Consider the following 16771-nt stretch of genomic DNA (forward strand, 5'->3'; position numbering starts at 1 on the left):
GGCAAGGGGCGATTTTGGCCCGTGTCGCTTCTGCCCCGAAAAGCGGCGCAACTGGGCGGGGCGCAGGGGTTTTCCCGGTGCCTGATGGCGCAAACGGAGACAAGCATGACAGTGCGCAGCGCATTCCCCTTCGAGGTCGTCGAAACCGAAGACATGGGGATCGTGATGAGCGACGGGGTCAGGCTCTCGGCCCGGGTCTGGATGCCCAGGGATGCCGGGATGAACCCGGTTCCGGCGGTGCTGGAATACATCCCCTATCGCAAGCGCGACGGCACTTTGCCGCGCGATGAGATGATGCATCCCTATTTCGCGGGCCATGGCTATGCGGCGGTGCGGGTCGACATGCGGGGGAATGGCGACTCGGAAGGGTTGATGACCGACGAGTACACGATCCAGGAGCTGGCCGATGCCTGCGAGGTGATCGAGTGGCTGGCGGCTCAGCCCTGGTGCAGTGGCGCGGTGGGGATGATGGGGAAGTCCTGGGGCGGGTTCAACTGCCTTCAGACGGCGTTTTTGCAGCCCCCGGCCTTGAAGGCGGTGGTCTCGGTCTGCTCGACCTCGGATCGGTTTGCGGATGACATCCACTACAAGGGCGGCTGTCTTCTGGGCGAGAATTTCGGCTGGGGCGCGGTGATGCTGTCCTATTCGTCTCGCCCGCCGGACCCGCTGTTGCGCCCGGATTGGCGCGAAATGTGGTTGGCGCGGCTGGAGGCGGAGCCCTGGCTTGCGCCGCGCTGGGCGGAGTTTCAGGAGAAGTCGGACTACTGGAAACATGGCTCCATCGGCGAGGATTGGGCGCAGAATATCGTGCCGATCCAGGTCTGGGGCGGCTGGGCGGACAATTACATGAACACGGTCGCGAAGATCGTGGGCAATGTGCCGGGGGCCAAGGGGATCGTTGGACCTTGGGTGCATCAATATCCGCATACGGCGGTGCCGGGGCCGAAGGTCGGGTTCCTGGATGAGGCCCTGCGCTGGTGGGATCGCTGGTTGAAGGGCGTCGACAATGGGGCCGATGCGGACCCGGCTTACCGCGTCTGGATGATGGAGTCCGAGGCGCCGGATGCCAGTGCGAAGGCGCGGGCTGGGCGCTGGGTGGCGGGGGGGCTTGATGAGGGCGTTTCGCGGCAGGTCTTGCGGCTGACCCCGGGGGGCTTCGCGCCCCCCGGACCCCCCGCGGGATATTTGGGAAAAGATGAAAGCCTGGGGGTGATCGCTTCGCCGCAGCACCTGGGGATGGATGCCGGGGAGTTCTTCCCCATGGGGCTGAATGCCGAGATGCCGGGGGACCAGGCGGCGGATGACGCCTTCTCTTTGTGCTTTGACGGTTCGGTGCTGGGGGAGCCCCTGGCCCTGATGGGGGCGGCGCGGCTGTCGTTGCGGCTGTCCTCGGACAAGCCCCTGGGCTTTGTCGTGGCGCGGCTTTGTGACGTGGCGCCGGATGGGAGTTCCGTGCGGATCGCGCATGGGATGCTGAACCTCTGTCATCGCGACTCCATGGAGGAGCCGTCTCGGCTGGTCCCGGGGCAGGCCTATGACCTGGCCTTTGACCTGGACCAGATGGCCTACCGGGTGGCCAAGGGGCACCATCTGCGGCTCGCCCTGTCGAATGCCTATTGGCCCTTTGTCTGGCCCTCGCCCGAGGCGGGGCGGCTGACGGTTGAGGCCGGGTCCTTGGACCTGCCCGTACATCAGGGCGGCGGGGCTTGGGAGCCTCCGCCCGCGCAACATGCCAAGCCTTGGGCGCATGAGGTTCTGCGGCCCGCAAAGACCACCCGCAAGGTCGAGCGCGACCTGATCACCGGCTCCCGCGCCATGGTCGTCGTGGATGACCTGGGCGATGTGAAGAACCTGGCCCATGGGCTTTGCACCGGCGAGACCATGACCGAGCGCTGGGAGATCGGTGAGGGTCCCCTTTCCGCCGTGGCGACCCATACCTGGGAGCAGCGGCTTTCCCGTGGCGATTGGCAGGTCAGGACCGAGGCCTGGGCCGAGATGACCGCGACCGCGACCCATCTGCGGATGCGGGCGCGGCTCGTGGCCCATGAGGGCGCGGTCGAGGTCTTCCGCCGCGACTGGGATGATACGGTCGAGCGCCGCTTCGTCTGAAAAATACGCTTTGTTTTGGCGCGGTTTCGCGCTTTGATGGCTTCAAAGGACAACCCGCAACAGACGGGACAACAGGGAGAAGAGAATGTCGGAACAAATGAAAGACCTCGTGCGGCTGGCAGCCAGCGGCAAGATCAACCGCCGCGCCTTCGTGGGCCGGATGGGGGCGCTTGGCCTTTCGGCCACCACGGCCAGCACGATGTTCGGCATCGTGGCCCATGCGGAAGGCGCGCCGGTGATGGGCGGCACCTTGCGTGCGGGCGTCCAGGGCGGGCAATCGACCGATTCGCTCGATCCGGCGCTGGCGGCCTCGGATGTGCCCTTCATGATCAACATGACCTGGGGCGAGACCCTGGTCGAGCTGGAGCCGGGTGGGGTTCTCTCCATGCGCGTGGCCGAAGAAGTGACCTCGAACGCCGATGCGACCGAGTGGAAGTTCAAGATCCGCCAGGGCGTCACCTTCCACAATGGCGCGCCGGTGACGGCCGAGGACGTGGTGGCGACCTTGAAGCGTCACACCGATGACAAGGCGCAGTCGGGCGCCCAAGGCCTGGTCAAGGGCATCGCCGAGATGACCGCCGAGGGCGATACGGTGACCCTGAAGCTCGCGGCGGCCAATGCCGACCTGCCCTTCCTGATGGCCGATTACCACCTGATCATCCAGCCCGGCGGCGGTGTGGACAATCCGGCAGCGGGCATCGGCTGCGGCGCCTATATGGTCAAGGAGTTCGAGCCTGGCGTGCGCTGCGTCATGGAGAAGAACCCGAACTACTGGGACAAGACCCGTGGCTTCGCCGATGTCGTCGAGGTCCTCTCGATCAACGACAACACCGCGCGGACGGCAGCGATCACTGCCGGTCAGATCCACATGATGACCCGCGTCGACCCCAAGATCGCCGAGATGCTGGCAAGCGCCGAAGGCGTCGTGATCGAGCGCGCGGCGGGCCCGGGCCACTATGTCTTCATCATGCATTGCGACAAGGCGCCCTTCGACAACAACGACCTGCGCATGGCCTTGAAGCTTTCGGTCAAGCGGGCCGAGATGGTCGAGAAGATCCTGGGCGGCATGGGCTCGATGGGCAATGACTTCCCGATCAACGCCGCCTATCCGCTGTTCGACGAGACGATCCCCCAGCGCGAATTCGACGCGGCCAAGGCGGCGGAGCACTACAAGGCCTCCGGTCACGACGGCTCGCCCATCGTGCTGCAGGTGGCGCCTGCCGCCTTCCCGGGCGCGGTGGATGCGGCGAACCTCTTCGTGGCCTCGGCCAACGAGGCGGGGATTCCGCTGACCATCAAGCTGGAGCCCGATGACGGCTATTGGTCGAACGTCTGGAACGTCGCGCCCTTCTGCGCCTCCTATTGGGGCGGGCGTCCGGTGCAGGACCAGATGTATTCGACGGCCTATCTGTCCACCGCCGACTGGAACGACACCAAGTTCGTCGATGCCAATTTCGACGCGCTTCTGGTGGCGGCACGGGGCGAGCTCGATCCGGTCAAGCGCAAGGCGCAGTATTCGGAAATGGCCAATATCCTGCGTGACACCGGCGGGTTGATCTGCCCGATGTTCAACGACTGGGTGGAAGGCCGTCGCGCCGAGGTCGGTGGCTGGCAGGCCAACCCGGCCGGCACGCTGATGGACGGCAAGGCCTTGGTGAAGTGCTGGCTGAACGCCTAAGGTCATGCACCCGCTCATAACCCTCGTGGTCCAGCGCATTGCGCTGGGCCTCATCCTGCTTCTGGCGGTCTCGGTGCTGATCTTTCTCGGCGTCGAGGCCCTGCCGGGGGATACCGCCCAGGCCATCCTGGGCCAGGGCGCGACGCCCGAGACGCTCGCCAACATGCGTGAGAGCCTGGGGCTGAACGAGCCCGCGATCAGCCGCTATTTCACCTGGCTTGGCCATGCGCTGACCGGGGATTTCGGCGTGGCGCTGACCAACAAGATCGACATCGCCCAGGCGATTGGCCAGCGCTTGGGCAATACGCTGTTTCTGGCCGCCTGCGCCGGGGTCATCGCGGTGCCCTTTGCCATCGGGCTGGGGCTTCTGGCCGCGCGCCACAATGGGCGCTGGCCGGACAAGCTGATCTCCGGTGTGACGCTGGCCGCGATCTCCTTGCCCGAGTTCGTCGCGGCCTATTTCGTGATCTACCTGCTGACCCAGGTCTTTCCGGTGCTGCAACCGGTCTCGATGGTCTTTCCGGGCATGGGCTTCCTGGAGCGCCTGCACGCCGTGGCCCTGCCGGTCATCGTGCTGGTCATGGTGGTGCTCGCCCATATGATGCGGATGACGCGGGCGGCGATCCTGAACGTCATGCAGTCGCCTTACATCGAGACCGCCGAGCTAAAGGGCCTGTCGCCCATGCAGGTCATCTGGCGCCATGCTTTGCCCAATGCGGTCGCTCCCATCGTCTCGGTCGTCGTCATCAACCTGGCTTACCTGGTCGTGGGCGTCGTCGTGGTCGAGGTGGTGTTTTCCTATAACGCCCTTGGCCAATACCTGGTCGATCACGTGACCAAGCGCGACCTGCCGGTGGTGCAGGCCGTGGGTCTGATCTTTGCCGCCGTCTATATCGGGCTGAACATCTTTGCCGATGTCGTGGGCATCGTGGCCAACCCGCGCTTGAGGCATCCGAAATGAGAATACCCTTTTCGGCCTTGCTGGGTCTTGCCGTCATGGGGCTCATGCTCCTGTCCTCGGTGCTGGCGCAGTGGGTCGCGCCCTACGGGCTGAACGAGACCGTGGGCAAGGTCTGGGAGAACCCATCGGCCACCTTCTGGCTGGGCACGGACCAGATCGGCCGAGATATCCTCTCGCGGCTCTTGTACGGCGGGCAGGTGACGATCTTCGTCGCGGCGGCCTCTTCGGCGCTGGCCTTTTCGATGGGGGCCTTCTTTGGCTTCCTGGCGGCGGTGCGGGGCGGTTGGGTCGATACCACCCTGTCGCGGATCGTCGATGTGATGATGGCGGTGCCCTCGCTGATCGTGGCGCTGGTCGTCCTCTCGGTCCTGCCCTTGACGCTGCCGACACTGATCCTGGTCATGGGCGTGCTGGATTCCACCCGCGTCTTCCGCCTGTCCCGCGCCGTGGCCGCCGATATCGCGGTCATGGACTATGTCGAGGCCGCCAAGCTGCGCGGTGAGGGGCAAAGCTGGATCATCTTCCGCGAGATCCTGCCCAATGCCATGTCGCCCCTGGTGGCAGAATTCGGCATGCGTTTCATCTTTGCCGTGCTTTTCATCTCGACCCTGTCTTTCCTGGGCCTGGGCATCCAGCCGCCCGATACGGATTGGGGCGGCATGGTGCGGGAAAACAAGGAGGGCCTGATCTACGGCAAATCCGCTGCCATGGTGCCGGCGGCGGCCATCGCGGTCCTCGCCATCGCGGTCAATACCGTTGCCGACTGGATCTTGTCGCGCACCTCCTCCCTGAAAGGAGGCCGCAATGGCTGACCTGCTGAGCATCAAGGACTTGGTGATCGAGGCGACCTCATATCCTCCGGGCGAAAAGCCTCGGACCGTGACCTTGGTCGACGGGGTCTCGGTGTCCTTGGAGAAGGGGCGGGTCCTGGGCCTGATCGGCGAATCCGGGGCAGGGAAGTCGACGATCGGCCTCGCCGCCATGGCCTATGGGCGCGGCGGGGTGCGGCTGACCGGCGGAGAAGTCCGCTTGAACGGGCGCAACATCCGGGGCGCCGGGGCTGTGACGCTGCGCGAGCTGCGCGGGCGCGAGGTGACCTATGTCGCCCAATCCGCCGCCGCCGCCTTCAACCCGGCGAAAAAGCTGATGGAGCAGGTGATCGAGACCTGCCTGCTGCACAAGATCATGACCCGCCCCGCCGCCGAGGCGCGGGCGGTGGAGCTTTTCCGCAAGCTCGGCCTGCCCAACCCCGAGGGTTTCGGCAACCGTTACCCGCACCAGGTCTCGGGCGGGCAGTTGCAGCGGGCGATGACCGCGATGGCCCTGTGCCCCAAGCCTGACCTCGTGATCTTCGACGAGCCCACGACGGCCCTGGACGTGACGACGCAGATCGAGGTCCTGGCCGCGATCAAGGAGGCCATTCACGATCAGGGCGTGGCAGCCATCTACATCACCCATGACCTGGCCGTGGTGGCCCAGGTCGCCGATGACATCATGGTGTTGCGCCATGGCAAGACGGTGGAATATGGGCCGACCGATCAGATCATCAACCGCCCCGGGCAGGCCTATACCCAGGCCCTGGTCTCGGTGCGCGAGATTGCCCATGTCGAAAAGCCCGATGCGGCGCCGATCCTGACGGTGGATGCGGTGACGGCGCGCTACAAGGGCACCAATTTCGATGTGCTCAAGCGGGTCTCGGTCGCCGTGGCGCCGGGGCAGACCCTGGCGGTGGTGGGCGAATCGGGGTCGGGGAAATCGACCCTGGCGCGGGCGATCACCGGGCTTTTGCCTGCGGGCCAGGGGGCGATCACCTTTGCCGGGCGGTGCTTGTCGCCGGACCTGGCCGGGCGGTCGCGCGACGACCTGCGCGAGTTGCAGATGATCTACCAGATGGCCGACACCGCGATGAACCCGCGCCAGACCGTCGGCACGATCATCGGTCGGCCCCTGGAGTTCTATTTCGGCCTGAAGGGCGCGGAAAAGGCGAAACGGGTGGCCGAGCTGCTGGACCAGATCGAGATGGGCAAGGGCTTTGCCGAGCGCTATCCGGCCGAGCTTTCGGGCGGCCAGAAGCAGCGCGTCTGCATCGCCCGCGCCCTTGCCGCCAAGCCCAAGCTGATCATCTGCGACGAGGTCACCTCGGCGCTTGATCCCCTGGTGGCCGATGGCATCCTGAAGCTGCTGCTGGAGCTTCAGGCGCGGGAGGGGGTGGCCTATCTCTTCATCACGCATGACCTGGCCACCGTGCGCGCCATCGCCGACAAGATCGCAGTGATGTATCGCGGCGAGGTTGTGCGCTATGGCCAGAAGTCCGATGTGCTGAGCCCGCCCTTTGACGATTACACCGACCTTTTGCTGAGCTCGGTGCCCGAGATGCGGCTGGGCTGGCTGGAAGAGGTGCTGGGGCGCCGCAGGATGGAAAGCGCGGGGAACTAGCGCCGGGGGGACTGCCGTCCCCCGGACCCCCTGCCCAAAGGGGAGCACGCTCCCCTTTGGAAACCCCGTGGATATTTGGGAAAAGATGAAAGCGAAAGAGGGCGCTATGGCGAAGGTGCTGTTGATCTTGCTGGATGGGGTGCCGTGGCGGAATTGGCGGCGGCTTTTCGGCAATCTGGAGGGCTGGGTGGCCCATGGCGAGGCGCGGGTCTGGCGGATGCGGTCGGTTTTGCCTTCGACCTCGGGGACTTGCTATGCCTCCATTCACACCGGGCTGGCGCCCCAGGTCCATGGGATCTGGGGCAATGCGACGCGGCGGAGGCTGGAGTTTCCGGATATCTTCTCCGAGGCAGTGAAGGCGGGGCTGAAGACCGGGGCGGTGACGCATTCCTTCTGGTCGGAGTTCTTCAACCGGGCGCCTTTCGATGTGGTGGGCGATATCGAATATGACGAGCCGGGCGGGCCGATCACCCATGGGCGGTTCCACACGATGACCGGCGACAGTTCGTATAACCAGATGACCCCTGCCGATGTGGACCTGTTTGCGACGCTGACGATGCTGTGCGAGCGCAAGGGGATCGACTACGGCATCCTGCATACTTGCACCCTGGACAGCCTGGGGCACCGGTTCTTCCATGACTGCGAAGAGATGGATGACGGCTGTTACCGGATGGACGAGGCCCTGGCCAATTTCATCCCGCGCTGGCGGGCGGCGGGCTATGAGGTCATCGTGACCGCCGACCACGGCCAGGACGCGCGGGGCCATCATGGCGGGACGACGGAAGAGCAGCGGGATTTCGCGCTCTATTACTTCGGCGCGGGCGAGGGGCCGGGCAAGGATGTGCTTCTGGACCAGTTGGCCCTTGCGCCGACGATCCTGACGCGGCTGGGGGTGGCGGTGCCCGAAACGATGAAGGCAGTGCCGTTTCTGACCGCGGGGTGAACGGGGGCGAACTGGCCGTTTTCTCTGAGCCGCCCCGGGCTTGACCCGGGGCCTCGACCCCCAGGTCGCACCCTTTCCGTCGAGGCCACGGGGCTCAAGCCCGGGGCGGCGGGGAGAAGGGGGCTGCCGTCACGCCTCGCGCGCTGCGGCGTTCTGGTCGATCAGGTAGCGCTGGCTGAGCGGGATGGCGGCTGCGCCCAAAGACCGCGCCTGTGCGCCCAGCGTGCCTTCGCGCAGCAAGGGGGGCGCGATGCCCGAGAGGTCTTGCCGCAGGAAGGCCTCTTGCGTGGCCTGCACCATCCGGGCGCGCACCCAGGGCGGCATCCAGCCGTCGATCAGCACCGAATCAAGCTCCAGCAGCGTCGTGGCCGAAAGGATCGCGCCCGCCAGGCCCTCGGCCGCCAGGGCGATCCAGCGGTCCAGCACCGCGTCCGAGACCTGCCAGGTGTCGGGCTGCTCCCAGATGTGGTCCGAGCTTTCGCCGGCCGCCTCCATCATCTCGGCCAGGACCGAAAGCGAGGCGCTGTCGAAGAGCCGGCGCATCCGGCCATCGGGGCCCTGCACGGGCATGGGGCCCACCCCCGCCGCATTGCCGGTGCGGCCCAGGTGCAGCTGGCCGTTCAGAACCAGCCCGCCGCCGATGAAGGTGCCGAAGTAGAAATACAGGAAATCCTTGGGACGCTCCTTGGTGCCGAAGACCAGCTCCGCCCCACAGGCCGAGGTCGCGTCATTCTGGACATAGACCGGCAGACCGGTGACCTCGGCCAGGGCTGCACGCATGTCCACGTCGCGCCAGGCGTCCATCTCGTCCTGCGGCGCACCAAGCGCCTCGACCCAGGACCAAAGCTGGAAGGGCATCGCCACGCCAAGCCCGGCCACACGCCCGCGCAGGTCTGGGGCAAGAACCGACAGAAGTCCGGGCAGCGCGCCCGCGACGAAGCCCACCACGGCTTGCGGCGTGGGGTAACGGTAGATGCGGCGGTGGGTGCCGCGCACCACGCCCTGGAAATCGACCAGCACCAGGTCGGCCGACCGCCGCCCGATCTTCAGCCCCAGGAAGAAGGCCCCGTCGGCGTCCAGCGACATGGGCACCGAGGGCTGACCGATGCGACCGCGCACCGGCTCGCCGCGCATGAGAAGCCCGTCCTGTTCGAGCGCGCGCATGATCACGCTGACGGTTTGCGCCGACAGGCCCGTCATCCGCGCGATGTCGGATTTCGCCAAGGCGCCGTGCTGGCGGACCAGGGAGAGCACCAGACGTTCGTTATAGGCGCGCATCCCGGACTGGTTCGTCCCGCGCGGCGCCTCTGATCGGTCTGTGGGCTCGGTGATGTGTTGCATGGCCGCCTCAGGCCGGTCTCCCATTCGCGTCGATGACGCCTTTTCGCAGGATCACATTGGCAAACAAGGCGGATTCCGTGGTGGCGACGATTGTATGGGCCGCGCGGATCCGGGGGTAGAGATCTGCCCCTTTCAAGGGCAGGACGGTGAAATTCGGGGCAAGCTCGGAAATCGCCGCGTCGAAATCGCGGTGGAAATCGCCCGTCTGCGCGGGGTCGTTGTTCAGGCTCGCGCGCATCACCGCATGGGGGACGGAGCGGTCCAGGGGCATCACCGCCAGGATCGCCCGGACCAGCGCCATCGAGCCATGACCATCGGCGCGCACCAGGCGGCGGGCATGTTCCTGCGCCGGGTAATTCGCATCCACCAGCGCGATTTCGTCGCCATGGCCCATCGACCGCAGCGTGAAAAGAAGGTCAGGCCCCAAGATGGGCGGAATACCGATCAGCATCGAGGTCCCCAGGTTGCGAATGTCTTGCCCTCTCCTCCAAGCGGGCAATTCAGGCCGCAGACTGCGGCGGCGGGGCCCGACTGTCAATAATAAATCACACTGATTTATTTATCTTGACGAGGCTTTGGGAATCGGCTTTTCTGCCGCCATCGCCGGGGAGAGGGAGATCGCCCCGGGATGAACCGGATGAAAAGTCCACATTCCTTGGGAGGAATATCCATGACGTTCAAAGCCGCTCTTCTGGGCGCTGCTGCGCTTGCCCTGGTCGCTGGCTCTGCCTCGGCTGCCGACCTGGCTTGCCTGATCACCAAGAACAACACCAACCCCTTCTTCGTGAAGATGAAGGAAGGCGCCGAGAAGGCCGCCGCCGAAGCTGGCCTGGACTTCCAGGCCTATGCAGGTGAAGTGGACGGCGACGCCGCCCCGCAGATCACCGCCATCGAGAACTGCGTCACCGCTGGCGCCAAGGGTATCCTGATCACGCCCTCGAACGACTCGGTCGGCCCGGCCCTGAAGGCTGCCCGCGAAGCTGGCATCCTGGTCATCGCCCTGGACACCCCGCTCGCCGACAAGGACGCGCAGGACATCACCTTCGCGACCGACAACTTCGAAGCCGGCCTCCTGATCGGCAAGTGGGCTGCTGCCCAGCTGGGCGACAAGGCGGCCTCCGCCAAGATCGCGATGCTGGACATCAACAAGGACAACATCTCGGTCGACGTCGCCCGTGACACCGGGTTCCTGGTGGGCTTCGGCATCGAAGTTCCGGACCTGACCGTCATGGGTTCGGAAACCGATCCCCGCGTGATCGGCCACGAATCCTCGGGCGCCAACCCCGAAGGCGGCCAGAAGGCCATGGAAACCCTGCTCGCCAAGGACCCGGACATCAACGTGGTCTACACGATCAACGAGCCGGCCGCCGAAGGCGCCTACCAGGCCCTGAAGGCCGCTGGCAAAGAAGGCCAGGCGCTGATCGTTTCGGTCGACGGCGGTTGCCCGGGCGTGGCTGCGGTCAAGGACGGCCGGATCGGCGCGACCTCGCAGCAATACCCGCTCCTGATGGCGTCCAAGGGCATCGAGGCCATCGTGGCCTTCGCCAAGGACGGCACCAAGCCCGCCGTGACCGAAGGCCTGTCCTTCTACAACACCGGCGTGAACCTGGTGACCGACAAGCCGGTCGATGGCGTGCCCTCGATCGACACCACCAAGGGCACCGAGCTCTGCTGGGGCTAAGCCTGGGTTCAGTAAGTCAGGCTCTCTGACTTGATTAACGGAAGGGCGAGGTTACTCTCGCCCTTCTTCATACCGGAGGGGGGGCATCCGAGCGATGAGCAGTCCAGAGACACCGACCAAGACGATTTCCGATTTCGAGGCCAAGCTGGCCGAGGCCGACAAGACCGTCGCCCAGTTCGAGGCCGATGACGCTTCGACCTTCAACGTGATCAAAGGGGTGCTGCGGCGCAATCCGACGCTGATCCCGGCGGCCGTTCTGATCGTTTCCTACCTGGCCTTTGGCCTCGTGGCCTTTGCCATGGACCATGGCAACTTCTTCCGCGGCACCGTCCTGTCGACCATCCTGCAGCAGATGACGGTCGTGGGCTTCATCGCCCTGGCGCAGACCCTGGTCATCCTGACCGCCGGCATCGAGCTTTCGGTGGGCGAGATCCTGATCATGTCGGCCCTGATCATGGCGAACCTGGGCGTCAATCCCGGCGAGCCCGAGATCGCGGGCTGGCCTGCGCCCTTGGCAATTGCGGCGGGCATCGGCATCGGAGCCTTGATGGGGCTCTTGAACGGGATACTCATCACCAAGATCAAGCTGCCGCCCTTCATCGTGACGCTGGGGACGCTGTCGATCTTCCGCGCGCTGAAGCTGGCCTATTCCCACTCGGAATCGGTGCGCAACGTCGATATCGAGGCCAAGTCGCCGCTTCTTCTGTTCTTCGGCCAGGGTTTCAAGTTCGGCAGCTTTACCGTGACCTTCGGCATGATCGGCCTGTTCCTTTTGGCCGCCGTGGTCTGGTTCGCGCTGAACCGCACCGCCTGGGGCCGCCATGTCCATGCCATCGGCGATGATCCCGATGCGGCGATGCTCTCGGGCATCAAGGTCGACCGCGTGCTGATCTCGGTCTACACCGCTGCCGGCGCCATCTGCGGCCTGACCGCCTGGGTCGCCATCGGCCGCGTCGGTTCGGTCTCGCCCATCGCTTTCGGCGACATCAACCTGGCCTCGATCACCGCCGTGGTGATCGGCGGGACCTCGCTCTTCGGCGGCCGCGGCTCGGTCGTCGGAGCGGTCCTCGGCGCCATCATCGTGCAGCTCTTCACCACGGGCCTTTCGGTCGCGGTGCGGGTGGACGACTACTGGCAAACCTTTGCGGCGGGCTGCCTTGTCATCGTCGCCGTGGCTTTGGATCAATATATGCGGAGGGCTTCGAAGTGACCCAACCCATCATCAAAGCCCGTGGCCTGATGAAGCGCTATGGCACGGTTGTCGCCATGAACGGCTGCGATTTCGACCTTTACCCCGGCGAGATCCTGGGCGTGATCGGCGACAACGGGGCGGGGAAATCCACCCTCATCAAGGCGCTCTCGGGCGCCGTCACCCCCGACCATGGCACGATCGAGCTGGAAGGCCGCGAAGTCCACTTCCGCGGCCCGGAAGAGGCGCGGAGCGCGGGGATCGAGACGGTTTACCAGACGCTCGCCATGTCGCCCGCGCTGTCGATTGCCGACAACATGTTCCTGGGTCGTGAGTGGCGCAAGCCCGGCATCCTGGGCAGCGTGTTCCGCATGACGGACCGGGCGCGGATGAACGCCTTCGCCCGGGAAAAGCTGTCGGAACTGGGTCTGATGACCATCCAGAACATTGACCAGGCGGTCGAGACGCTCTCGGGCGGTCAGCGTCAGGGCGTCGCGGTGGCACGGGCGGCGGCTTTCGGGTCCAAGGTCGTGATCCTCGACGAACCGACGGCGGCCCTGGGCGTCAAGGAAAGCCGTCGCGTGCTGGAGCTGATCCAGGACGTGCGCAAGCGCGGCATCCCGATCATCCTGATCAGCCACAACATGCCGCATGTCTTCGAGGTCTGCGACCGCGTCCATGTGCATCGCCTGGGCCGCAGGCTCTGCGTCATCGACCCGAAAAAGCACTCGATGTCGGATGCGGTGGCCTATATGACCGGGGCGAAACTCCCCGATGACGTGAACGAGGCCGCATGACACCGCAAGCGCTGGCAGAGCTGATCCTTGCAAAAGCCAGCGCGAAAGGGGGCCGCTTCATCGCGGCCCTCGCAGGCCCTCCGGGGGCCGGGAAATCGACCCTGGCCGAGACGCTGGTGGGTCTGCTTGGCCCCTCGTCGCGGGTCGTGCCGATGGACGGCTTTCACTATGACGACGCCATCCTGATCGCGCGCGGCCAGCGCAACCGCAAGGGCGCGCCCGAGACCTTTGACGTGGCGGGCTATCGGCATCTGCTCTCGCGCCTCCGCGAGGAAGACGAGGTCGCCATCCCGGTTTTCGACCGCTCTCTGGAGCTGTCGCGCGGATCGGCCGATATCGTGACGCGGGATCATCGCATCCTGGTCACCGAGGGCAATTACCTCCTCTTGAACGAGGCGCCCTGGACCGAGCTGCGCTTTGACATGACCGTGATGATCGAGGTGCCCGAGGCGGAGCTTGATCGCCGCTTGCTGGCGCGCTGGGATTTCTACGGTAAGACGCCCGAGGAAGCCCGGGCCTGGATCGACGGCAACGACATGCCGAACATCCGCCGCGTGATCCATGGCTCGCGCGAAGCGGATCACCGGATCGTCTGGCGCTAAAGCGACTTCCCGAACCAATGCGTGGCGGGCGCCCCGGTATAGGGGGCGATCTCCGCCCAACCCAGAGCCTGATAAAGCGCAATCGCCGGCGTGAGGTTGCGGTGGGTGTCGAGCTTCAAGGCCGTGTATCCCATCGCCCGCGCGTGATCCTCGGCCGCCGTCATCAAGCGGCGGGCCAGGCCCATGCCCCGCGCCTCATCCATGACGTAAAGCCGCTTCACCTCGGCCGTTCCCGCGTCCAGCGGCCGCAGAAGCACGCAGCCCAAGGGCCGCCCCTCCTCGGCCAACAAGCAAGCGCCGCGCGGGCCGTGGAAGTCGGTGGCATCGGGCATCGGCAGGGGGATCGGGTTCGGCCCCTCTTCCGGCACGGCGCCTTCAAGGAAACGGGAATAGGCCGCGATGCAGGCCCAAAGCGCGGGATCGTCGGGGGAGGTGAGGCGGATCAGCATGGCCGCGACCCTAAACGCATGGGTGTCAGGGTCAAGCACTTGACTCCGCCCCTTTCCCCCCGTGAAACAGGGGAAAACGGGGGGGAAATGCACCAGGGCTTTCCGGCAGCTTACCGCGGCATGGTCGTGGGTCTTCTGGGCGGGTCCTTTGACCCGGCCCATGACGGCCATGTGCAGATCACGCGCGAGGCCCTGCGGCGCATCGGCCTCGACCGCGTCTGGTGGCTGGTCTCGCCCGGCAACCCGCTGAAATCCCGCGCGCCTGCGCCCATGGAGGACCGCCTGGCCCGGGCACGCGCGCTGATGGAGGACCCCCGTGTCACCATCACCGACCTGGAAAGCCGCCTCGGCACCCGGGCCACGGTGGACACGATCCGCAAGCTCCAGGCGCTTTACCCGCAGGTGACCTTCGTCTGGATCATGGGGGCCGACAACCTGGTGCAGTTCCACCGCTGGAGCCGTTGGCGCGAGATCCTGGCCCGCGTGCCGGTGGCCGTCATGGCACGCCCGGGTTCGGGCCTTTCGGCGCGGCTCTCGGTCACGGCCCGCGCCTATGCCCGGGCGCAAACCCGCCCCGAAGCCCTGTTGCGCCAGCCCCCGGCCTGGTGCTTCATCAACATGCCGCTGAACGCCGCCTCTTCGACCGCCATAAGGGCGCGGGGCGACTGGCGAGGAGAAAGCTGATGGACCTGACGAGACGCGTTCTTCTGGCCGGAATGGGGGCGGCGCTGGCGGCCCCTGCCCTGGCGAAATCCGCCCCGGGGATCAAGGACCTTGTGGCGGCCGCCAACCTGAAGGGGACGAGTTCGATCCTGGTGGCCGATGTGGGCTCGGGCCGGGTGGTGGAAAGCCTGAACCCGGGGGCAGACGTGCCCCCCGCCAGCGTCGCCAAGGCGATCACCACGCTTTTCGCGCTGGAGCACCTGGGCGCGCGCCGCTTTGCCACCCAGGTCCTGGGCACGGGGCCCCTGGTCGAGGGGCGGCTGAAGGGCGACCTGATCCTTCTGGGCGGGGCCGATCCGACTTTGGACACGGACAGCCTGGGCGACCTGGTTGCCGCTTTGGCCAAGCGGGTCAAAAGGGTCGAGGGCCGGTTCCTCGTCCATGCCGCAGCCCTGCCGGAGCTTGCGCGGATCACCGACGACCAGCCCGACCATGTGGGTTACAACGCGGGGATCTCGGCCCTGGGGCTGAACTTCAACCGCGTGAGCTTTGAATGGGGCAAGGGGGGCGCCAACCCGCAGATGCTGGCGCGGGGCGAGCGCTATATCCCCGAGGTCTCGGGCATCAAGGTCAAACTGGCCGACCGTGAGAGCCCGCTGTTCACCTATGCCGACAAGGGGGCCGAGACCTGGACAGTGGCCAAGCCCGCGCTGAAGAAGGCGGGCAGCCGCTGGCTGCCGGTGCGCCGCCCGGCCGACCATGCCGCCGAGGTTTTTGCCCGCCTTTGCGCCGCCCAGGGCATCGACCTGCCCCCGCCCGAGCGGATCGCGGCCCTGCCCCAGGCCTCGGTCCTGGCCGAGCGCTCCAGTGACCCCCTGCCGGATATCCTGCGCGATATGCTGCGGTTTTCGACCAATGTGACGGCGGAGACCATGGGGCTTGCGGCCTCGGGGGCGGGCGACCTGCGGGGCTCTGCCGGGGCGATGAGCGACTGGGCGAAATCCGCCCTGGGCTTCCGGGGGCGCTTCGTCGATCACTCCGGCCTTGGGGCGGCCAGCCGGGTCACCGCCGAGGGCATGGTCCAGGCGCTGATGGCCGGAGAGCGGCGCCAGCCGGGGCTGCGCGGGCTCTTGAAGGAACAGGGCGTGCTGGGCCCGGATGGCAAGAAGGTCAAGGGCGGGCCGGTGCGCTGCGTGGCGAAGTCGGGGACGCTGAACTTCGTCTCGGGCCTCGCGGGCTTCATCGAAAGGCCGCAGGGCGACCTGTGTTTCGCGATCTTCTCGGCCGATGTGGCAAGGCGCGAGGCCGTCCCCCTGGCCGAGCGCGAAGGCCCGCCCGGGGTCAAGTCCTGGCTCGGCCGCGCGCGGGAGCTGCAGAGCCAGCTCATCGCGCGGTGGGCAGAGGTGTAACGGTGCGCTGAAGCGCACCCTACGCAAGCGGGGTAGGGTGCGCTTCAGCGCACCATCCTTCGCACCGTCACGGGCGCAGGTGTCGCACCCGCGCGCCCCATTCGATGGCCGCCGCATGGAGCCGGTCGATGGACAGCTCCTCGCGGACCTCTTCCAGCATGTGCAGCTCTGCCTCGCGCACCGCGCCATCCGCCGAGGCCACATCGCAAGCCAGGGCATAGGCCGTCTCGAACAGCTTCTCCGGCAGCCCGTCGCGGATCAGGCCGAAGAGCGCGGCCAGCCCGTCCTCTTCCTCGAAGAGGTCAAAGACCGTCTGGGCGATGACCCGGATCCGGTCGCCGTCGTAATCGGCAAAGACCGGCAGATGGCCGACGATCTTCTGGATCGCCACCAGTTCGGAGGTGCGCATCTGCTCATCCGAGGCGGAAACCGCGATCATGACGGCGATCAGCGCGTCTTGCGGCGAGAGAGAGGCGAGCATGGGGTCGGACATTGCGGTTCCTTGGGTCATTT

16 protein-coding genes are annotated in these 16771 nt (G+C 66.3%); 12 read left to right on the forward strand and 4 right to left on the reverse strand.

Annotation, left to right across the window (positions count from 1 at the left end):
- Window positions 1-105: 105 nt before the first annotated feature.
- The 6 genes from GV832_RS06380 to GV832_RS06405 all read left to right on the forward strand — a co-directional run bounded on the left by GV832_RS06380 (window position 106) and on the right by GV832_RS06405 (window position 8127).
- Window positions 106-2109, forward strand: a complete 2004-nt coding sequence (locus GV832_RS06380) for a CocE/NonD family hydrolase (RefSeq protein ID WP_168774013.1) — start codon at window positions 106-108, stop codon at window positions 2107-2109.
- Between the two features lie 85 nt (window positions 2110-2194).
- Window positions 2195-3787 (forward strand): ABC transporter substrate-binding protein, encoded by a 1593-nt coding sequence (locus GV832_RS06385; protein ID WP_168774014.1) that lies wholly within the window; start codon window positions 2195-2197, stop codon window positions 3785-3787.
- Window positions 3788-3791: 4 nt separating this feature from the next.
- Window positions 3792-4748 carry an ABC transporter permease gene (locus tag GV832_RS06390; protein ID WP_168774015.1) on the forward strand — a complete coding sequence of 319 codons (957 nt, stop codon included), beginning with the start codon at window positions 3792-3794 and terminating at the stop codon, window positions 4746-4748.
- Window positions 4745-5560 carry an ABC transporter permease gene (locus tag GV832_RS06395; protein WP_168774016.1) on the forward strand — a complete coding sequence of 272 codons (816 nt, stop codon included), beginning with the start codon at window positions 4745-4747 and terminating at the stop codon, window positions 5558-5560. The genes GV832_RS06390 and GV832_RS06395 overlap by 4 nt, the downstream gene beginning before the upstream one ends.
- On the forward strand, window positions 5553-7184 hold the full coding sequence (locus GV832_RS06400) for an ABC transporter ATP-binding protein (protein WP_168774017.1): 1632 nt from the start codon (window positions 5553-5555) through the stop codon (window positions 7182-7184). Before GV832_RS06395 ends, GV832_RS06400 begins: the two co-directional genes overlap by 8 nt.
- A gap of 106 nt (window positions 7185-7290) precedes the next feature.
- Window positions 7291-8127 (forward strand): alkaline phosphatase family protein, encoded by an 837-nt coding sequence (locus tag GV832_RS06405; protein WP_168774018.1) that lies wholly within the window; start codon window positions 7291-7293, stop codon window positions 8125-8127.
- 129 nt (window positions 8128-8256) lie between these two features.
- Here the strand turns inward: GV832_RS06405 and GV832_RS06410 are convergent, their stop codons facing one another.
- Window positions 8257-9468 carry an ROK family transcriptional regulator gene (locus GV832_RS06410; protein ID WP_168774019.1) on the reverse strand — a complete coding sequence of 404 codons (1212 nt, stop codon included), beginning with the start codon at window positions 9466-9468 and terminating at the stop codon, window positions 8257-8259.
- 7 nt (window positions 9469-9475) lie between these two features.
- A complete protein-coding gene (locus GV832_RS06415) occupies window positions 9476-9919 on the reverse strand; it encodes an RbsD/FucU family protein (protein WP_168774020.1) in 444 nt (147 codons plus the stop codon).
- Window positions 9920-10138: 219 nt separating this feature from the next.
- Here GV832_RS06415 and GV832_RS06420 point away from each other — a divergent pair, with 219 nt between their 5' ends.
- The 4 genes from GV832_RS06420 (at window position 10139) to GV832_RS06435 (ending at window position 13737) form a co-directional block, all read left to right on the forward strand.
- Window positions 10139-11149, forward strand: coding sequence for a substrate-binding domain-containing protein (locus GV832_RS06420; protein WP_168774021.1), 1011 nt, complete (start codon window positions 10139-10141; stop codon window positions 11147-11149).
- A 94-nt stretch (window positions 11150-11243) separates the two neighbouring features.
- Window positions 11244-12359 carry an ABC transporter permease gene (locus GV832_RS06425; protein ID WP_168774022.1) on the forward strand — a complete coding sequence of 372 codons (1116 nt, stop codon included), beginning with the start codon at window positions 11244-11246 and terminating at the stop codon, window positions 12357-12359.
- 29 nt (window positions 12360-12388) lie between these two features.
- Window positions 12389-13135, forward strand: coding sequence for an ATP-binding cassette domain-containing protein (locus GV832_RS06430; protein WP_168774215.1), 747 nt, complete (start codon window positions 12389-12391; stop codon window positions 13133-13135).
- Window positions 13132-13737: a nucleoside triphosphate hydrolase gene (locus tag GV832_RS06435; protein WP_168774023.1), complete on the forward strand. Its 606-nt coding sequence runs from the start codon at window positions 13132-13134 to the stop codon at window positions 13735-13737. The genes GV832_RS06430 and GV832_RS06435 overlap by 4 nt, the downstream gene beginning before the upstream one ends.
- On the opposite strand, the gene GV832_RS06440 is transcribed toward GV832_RS06435, so the two are convergent.
- Window positions 13734-14186, reverse strand: a complete 453-nt coding sequence (locus GV832_RS06440; protein ID WP_168774024.1) for a GNAT family N-acetyltransferase — start codon at window positions 14184-14186, stop codon at window positions 13734-13736. The two genes, GV832_RS06435 and GV832_RS06440, sit on opposite strands and share 4 nt — an antisense overlap.
- An 87-nt stretch (window positions 14187-14273) precedes the next feature.
- Between GV832_RS06440 and GV832_RS06445 the strand changes: the two genes are divergently transcribed.
- Both GV832_RS06445 and dacB read left to right on the forward strand, forming a co-directional pair.
- Complete coding sequence (locus GV832_RS06445) at window positions 14274-14870, forward strand: nicotinate-nucleotide adenylyltransferase (protein ID WP_168774025.1); 597 nt, start codon at window positions 14274-14276, stop codon at window positions 14868-14870.
- Window positions 14870-16258 (forward strand): D-alanyl-D-alanine carboxypeptidase/D-alanyl-D-alanine endopeptidase, encoded by a 1389-nt coding sequence (gene dacB, locus GV832_RS06450; RefSeq protein WP_168774026.1) that lies wholly within the window; start codon window positions 14870-14872, stop codon window positions 16256-16258. The genes GV832_RS06445 and dacB overlap by 1 nt, the downstream gene beginning before the upstream one ends.
- A 67-nt stretch (window positions 16259-16325) precedes the next feature.
- On the opposite strand, the gene GV832_RS06455 is transcribed toward dacB, so the two are convergent.
- The gene (locus GV832_RS06455; RefSeq protein WP_168774027.1) at window positions 16326-16751 is read right to left on the reverse strand and encodes a tellurite resistance TerB family protein; all 426 of its coding nucleotides are present in this window, start codon (window positions 16749-16751) and stop codon (window positions 16326-16328) included.
- Window positions 16752-16771: the final 20 nt, after the last annotated feature.

It is taken from the genome of Stagnihabitans tardus, assembly GCF_009925085.1.
Classification (GTDB): Bacteria; Pseudomonadota; Alphaproteobacteria; order Rhodobacterales; family Rhodobacteraceae; genus Stagnihabitans; species Stagnihabitans tardus.

What these genes read in the sequence shown, in the direction of transcription:
- GV832_RS06455 (WP_168774027.1), bottom strand. Translation starts at nt 16,751, where the DNA reads ATGTCCGACCCCATGCTCGCCTCTCTCTCGCCGCAAGACGCGCTGATC.
- GV832_RS06420 (WP_168774021.1), top strand. Translation starts at nt 10,139, where the DNA reads ATGACGTTCAAAGCCGCTCTTCTGGGCGCTGCTGCGCTTGCCCTGGTC.
- GV832_RS06395 (WP_168774016.1), top strand. Translation starts at nt 4,745, where the DNA reads ATGAGAATACCCTTTTCGGCCTTGCTGGGTCTTGCCGTCATGGGGCTC.
- GV832_RS06405 (WP_168774018.1), top strand. Translation starts at nt 7,291, where the DNA reads ATGGCGAAGGTGCTGTTGATCTTGCTGGATGGGGTGCCGTGGCGGAAT.
- GV832_RS06445 (WP_168774025.1), top strand. Translation starts at nt 14,274, where the DNA reads ATGCACCAGGGCTTTCCGGCAGCTTACCGCGGCATGGTCGTGGGTCTT.
- GV832_RS06380 (WP_168774013.1), top strand. Translation starts at nt 106, where the DNA reads ATGACAGTGCGCAGCGCATTCCCCTTCGAGGTCGTCGAAACCGAAGAC.
- GV832_RS06400 (WP_168774017.1), top strand. Translation starts at nt 5,553, where the DNA reads ATGGCTGACCTGCTGAGCATCAAGGACTTGGTGATCGAGGCGACCTCA.
- GV832_RS06410 (WP_168774019.1), bottom strand. Translation starts at nt 9,468, where the DNA reads ATGCAACACATCACCGAGCCCACAGACCGATCAGAGGCGCCGCGCGGG.
- GV832_RS06430 (WP_168774215.1), top strand. Translation starts at nt 12,389, where the DNA reads ATGAAGCGCTATGGCACGGTTGTCGCCATGAACGGCTGCGATTTCGAC.
- dacB (WP_168774026.1), top strand. Translation starts at nt 14,870, where the DNA reads ATGGACCTGACGAGACGCGTTCTTCTGGCCGGAATGGGGGCGGCGCTG.
- GV832_RS06385 (WP_168774014.1), top strand. Translation starts at nt 2,195, where the DNA reads ATGTCGGAACAAATGAAAGACCTCGTGCGGCTGGCAGCCAGCGGCAAG.
- GV832_RS06415 (WP_168774020.1), bottom strand. Translation starts at nt 9,919, where the DNA reads ATGCTGATCGGTATTCCGCCCATCTTGGGGCCTGACCTTCTTTTCACG.
- GV832_RS06435 (WP_168774023.1), top strand. Translation starts at nt 13,132, where the DNA reads ATGACACCGCAAGCGCTGGCAGAGCTGATCCTTGCAAAAGCCAGCGCG.
- GV832_RS06390 (WP_168774015.1), top strand. Translation starts at nt 3,792, where the DNA reads ATGCACCCGCTCATAACCCTCGTGGTCCAGCGCATTGCGCTGGGCCTC.
- GV832_RS06440 (WP_168774024.1), bottom strand. Translation starts at nt 14,186, where the DNA reads ATGCTGATCCGCCTCACCTCCCCCGACGATCCCGCGCTTTGGGCCTGC.
- GV832_RS06425 (WP_168774022.1), top strand. Translation starts at nt 11,244, where the DNA reads ATGAGCAGTCCAGAGACACCGACCAAGACGATTTCCGATTTCGAGGCC.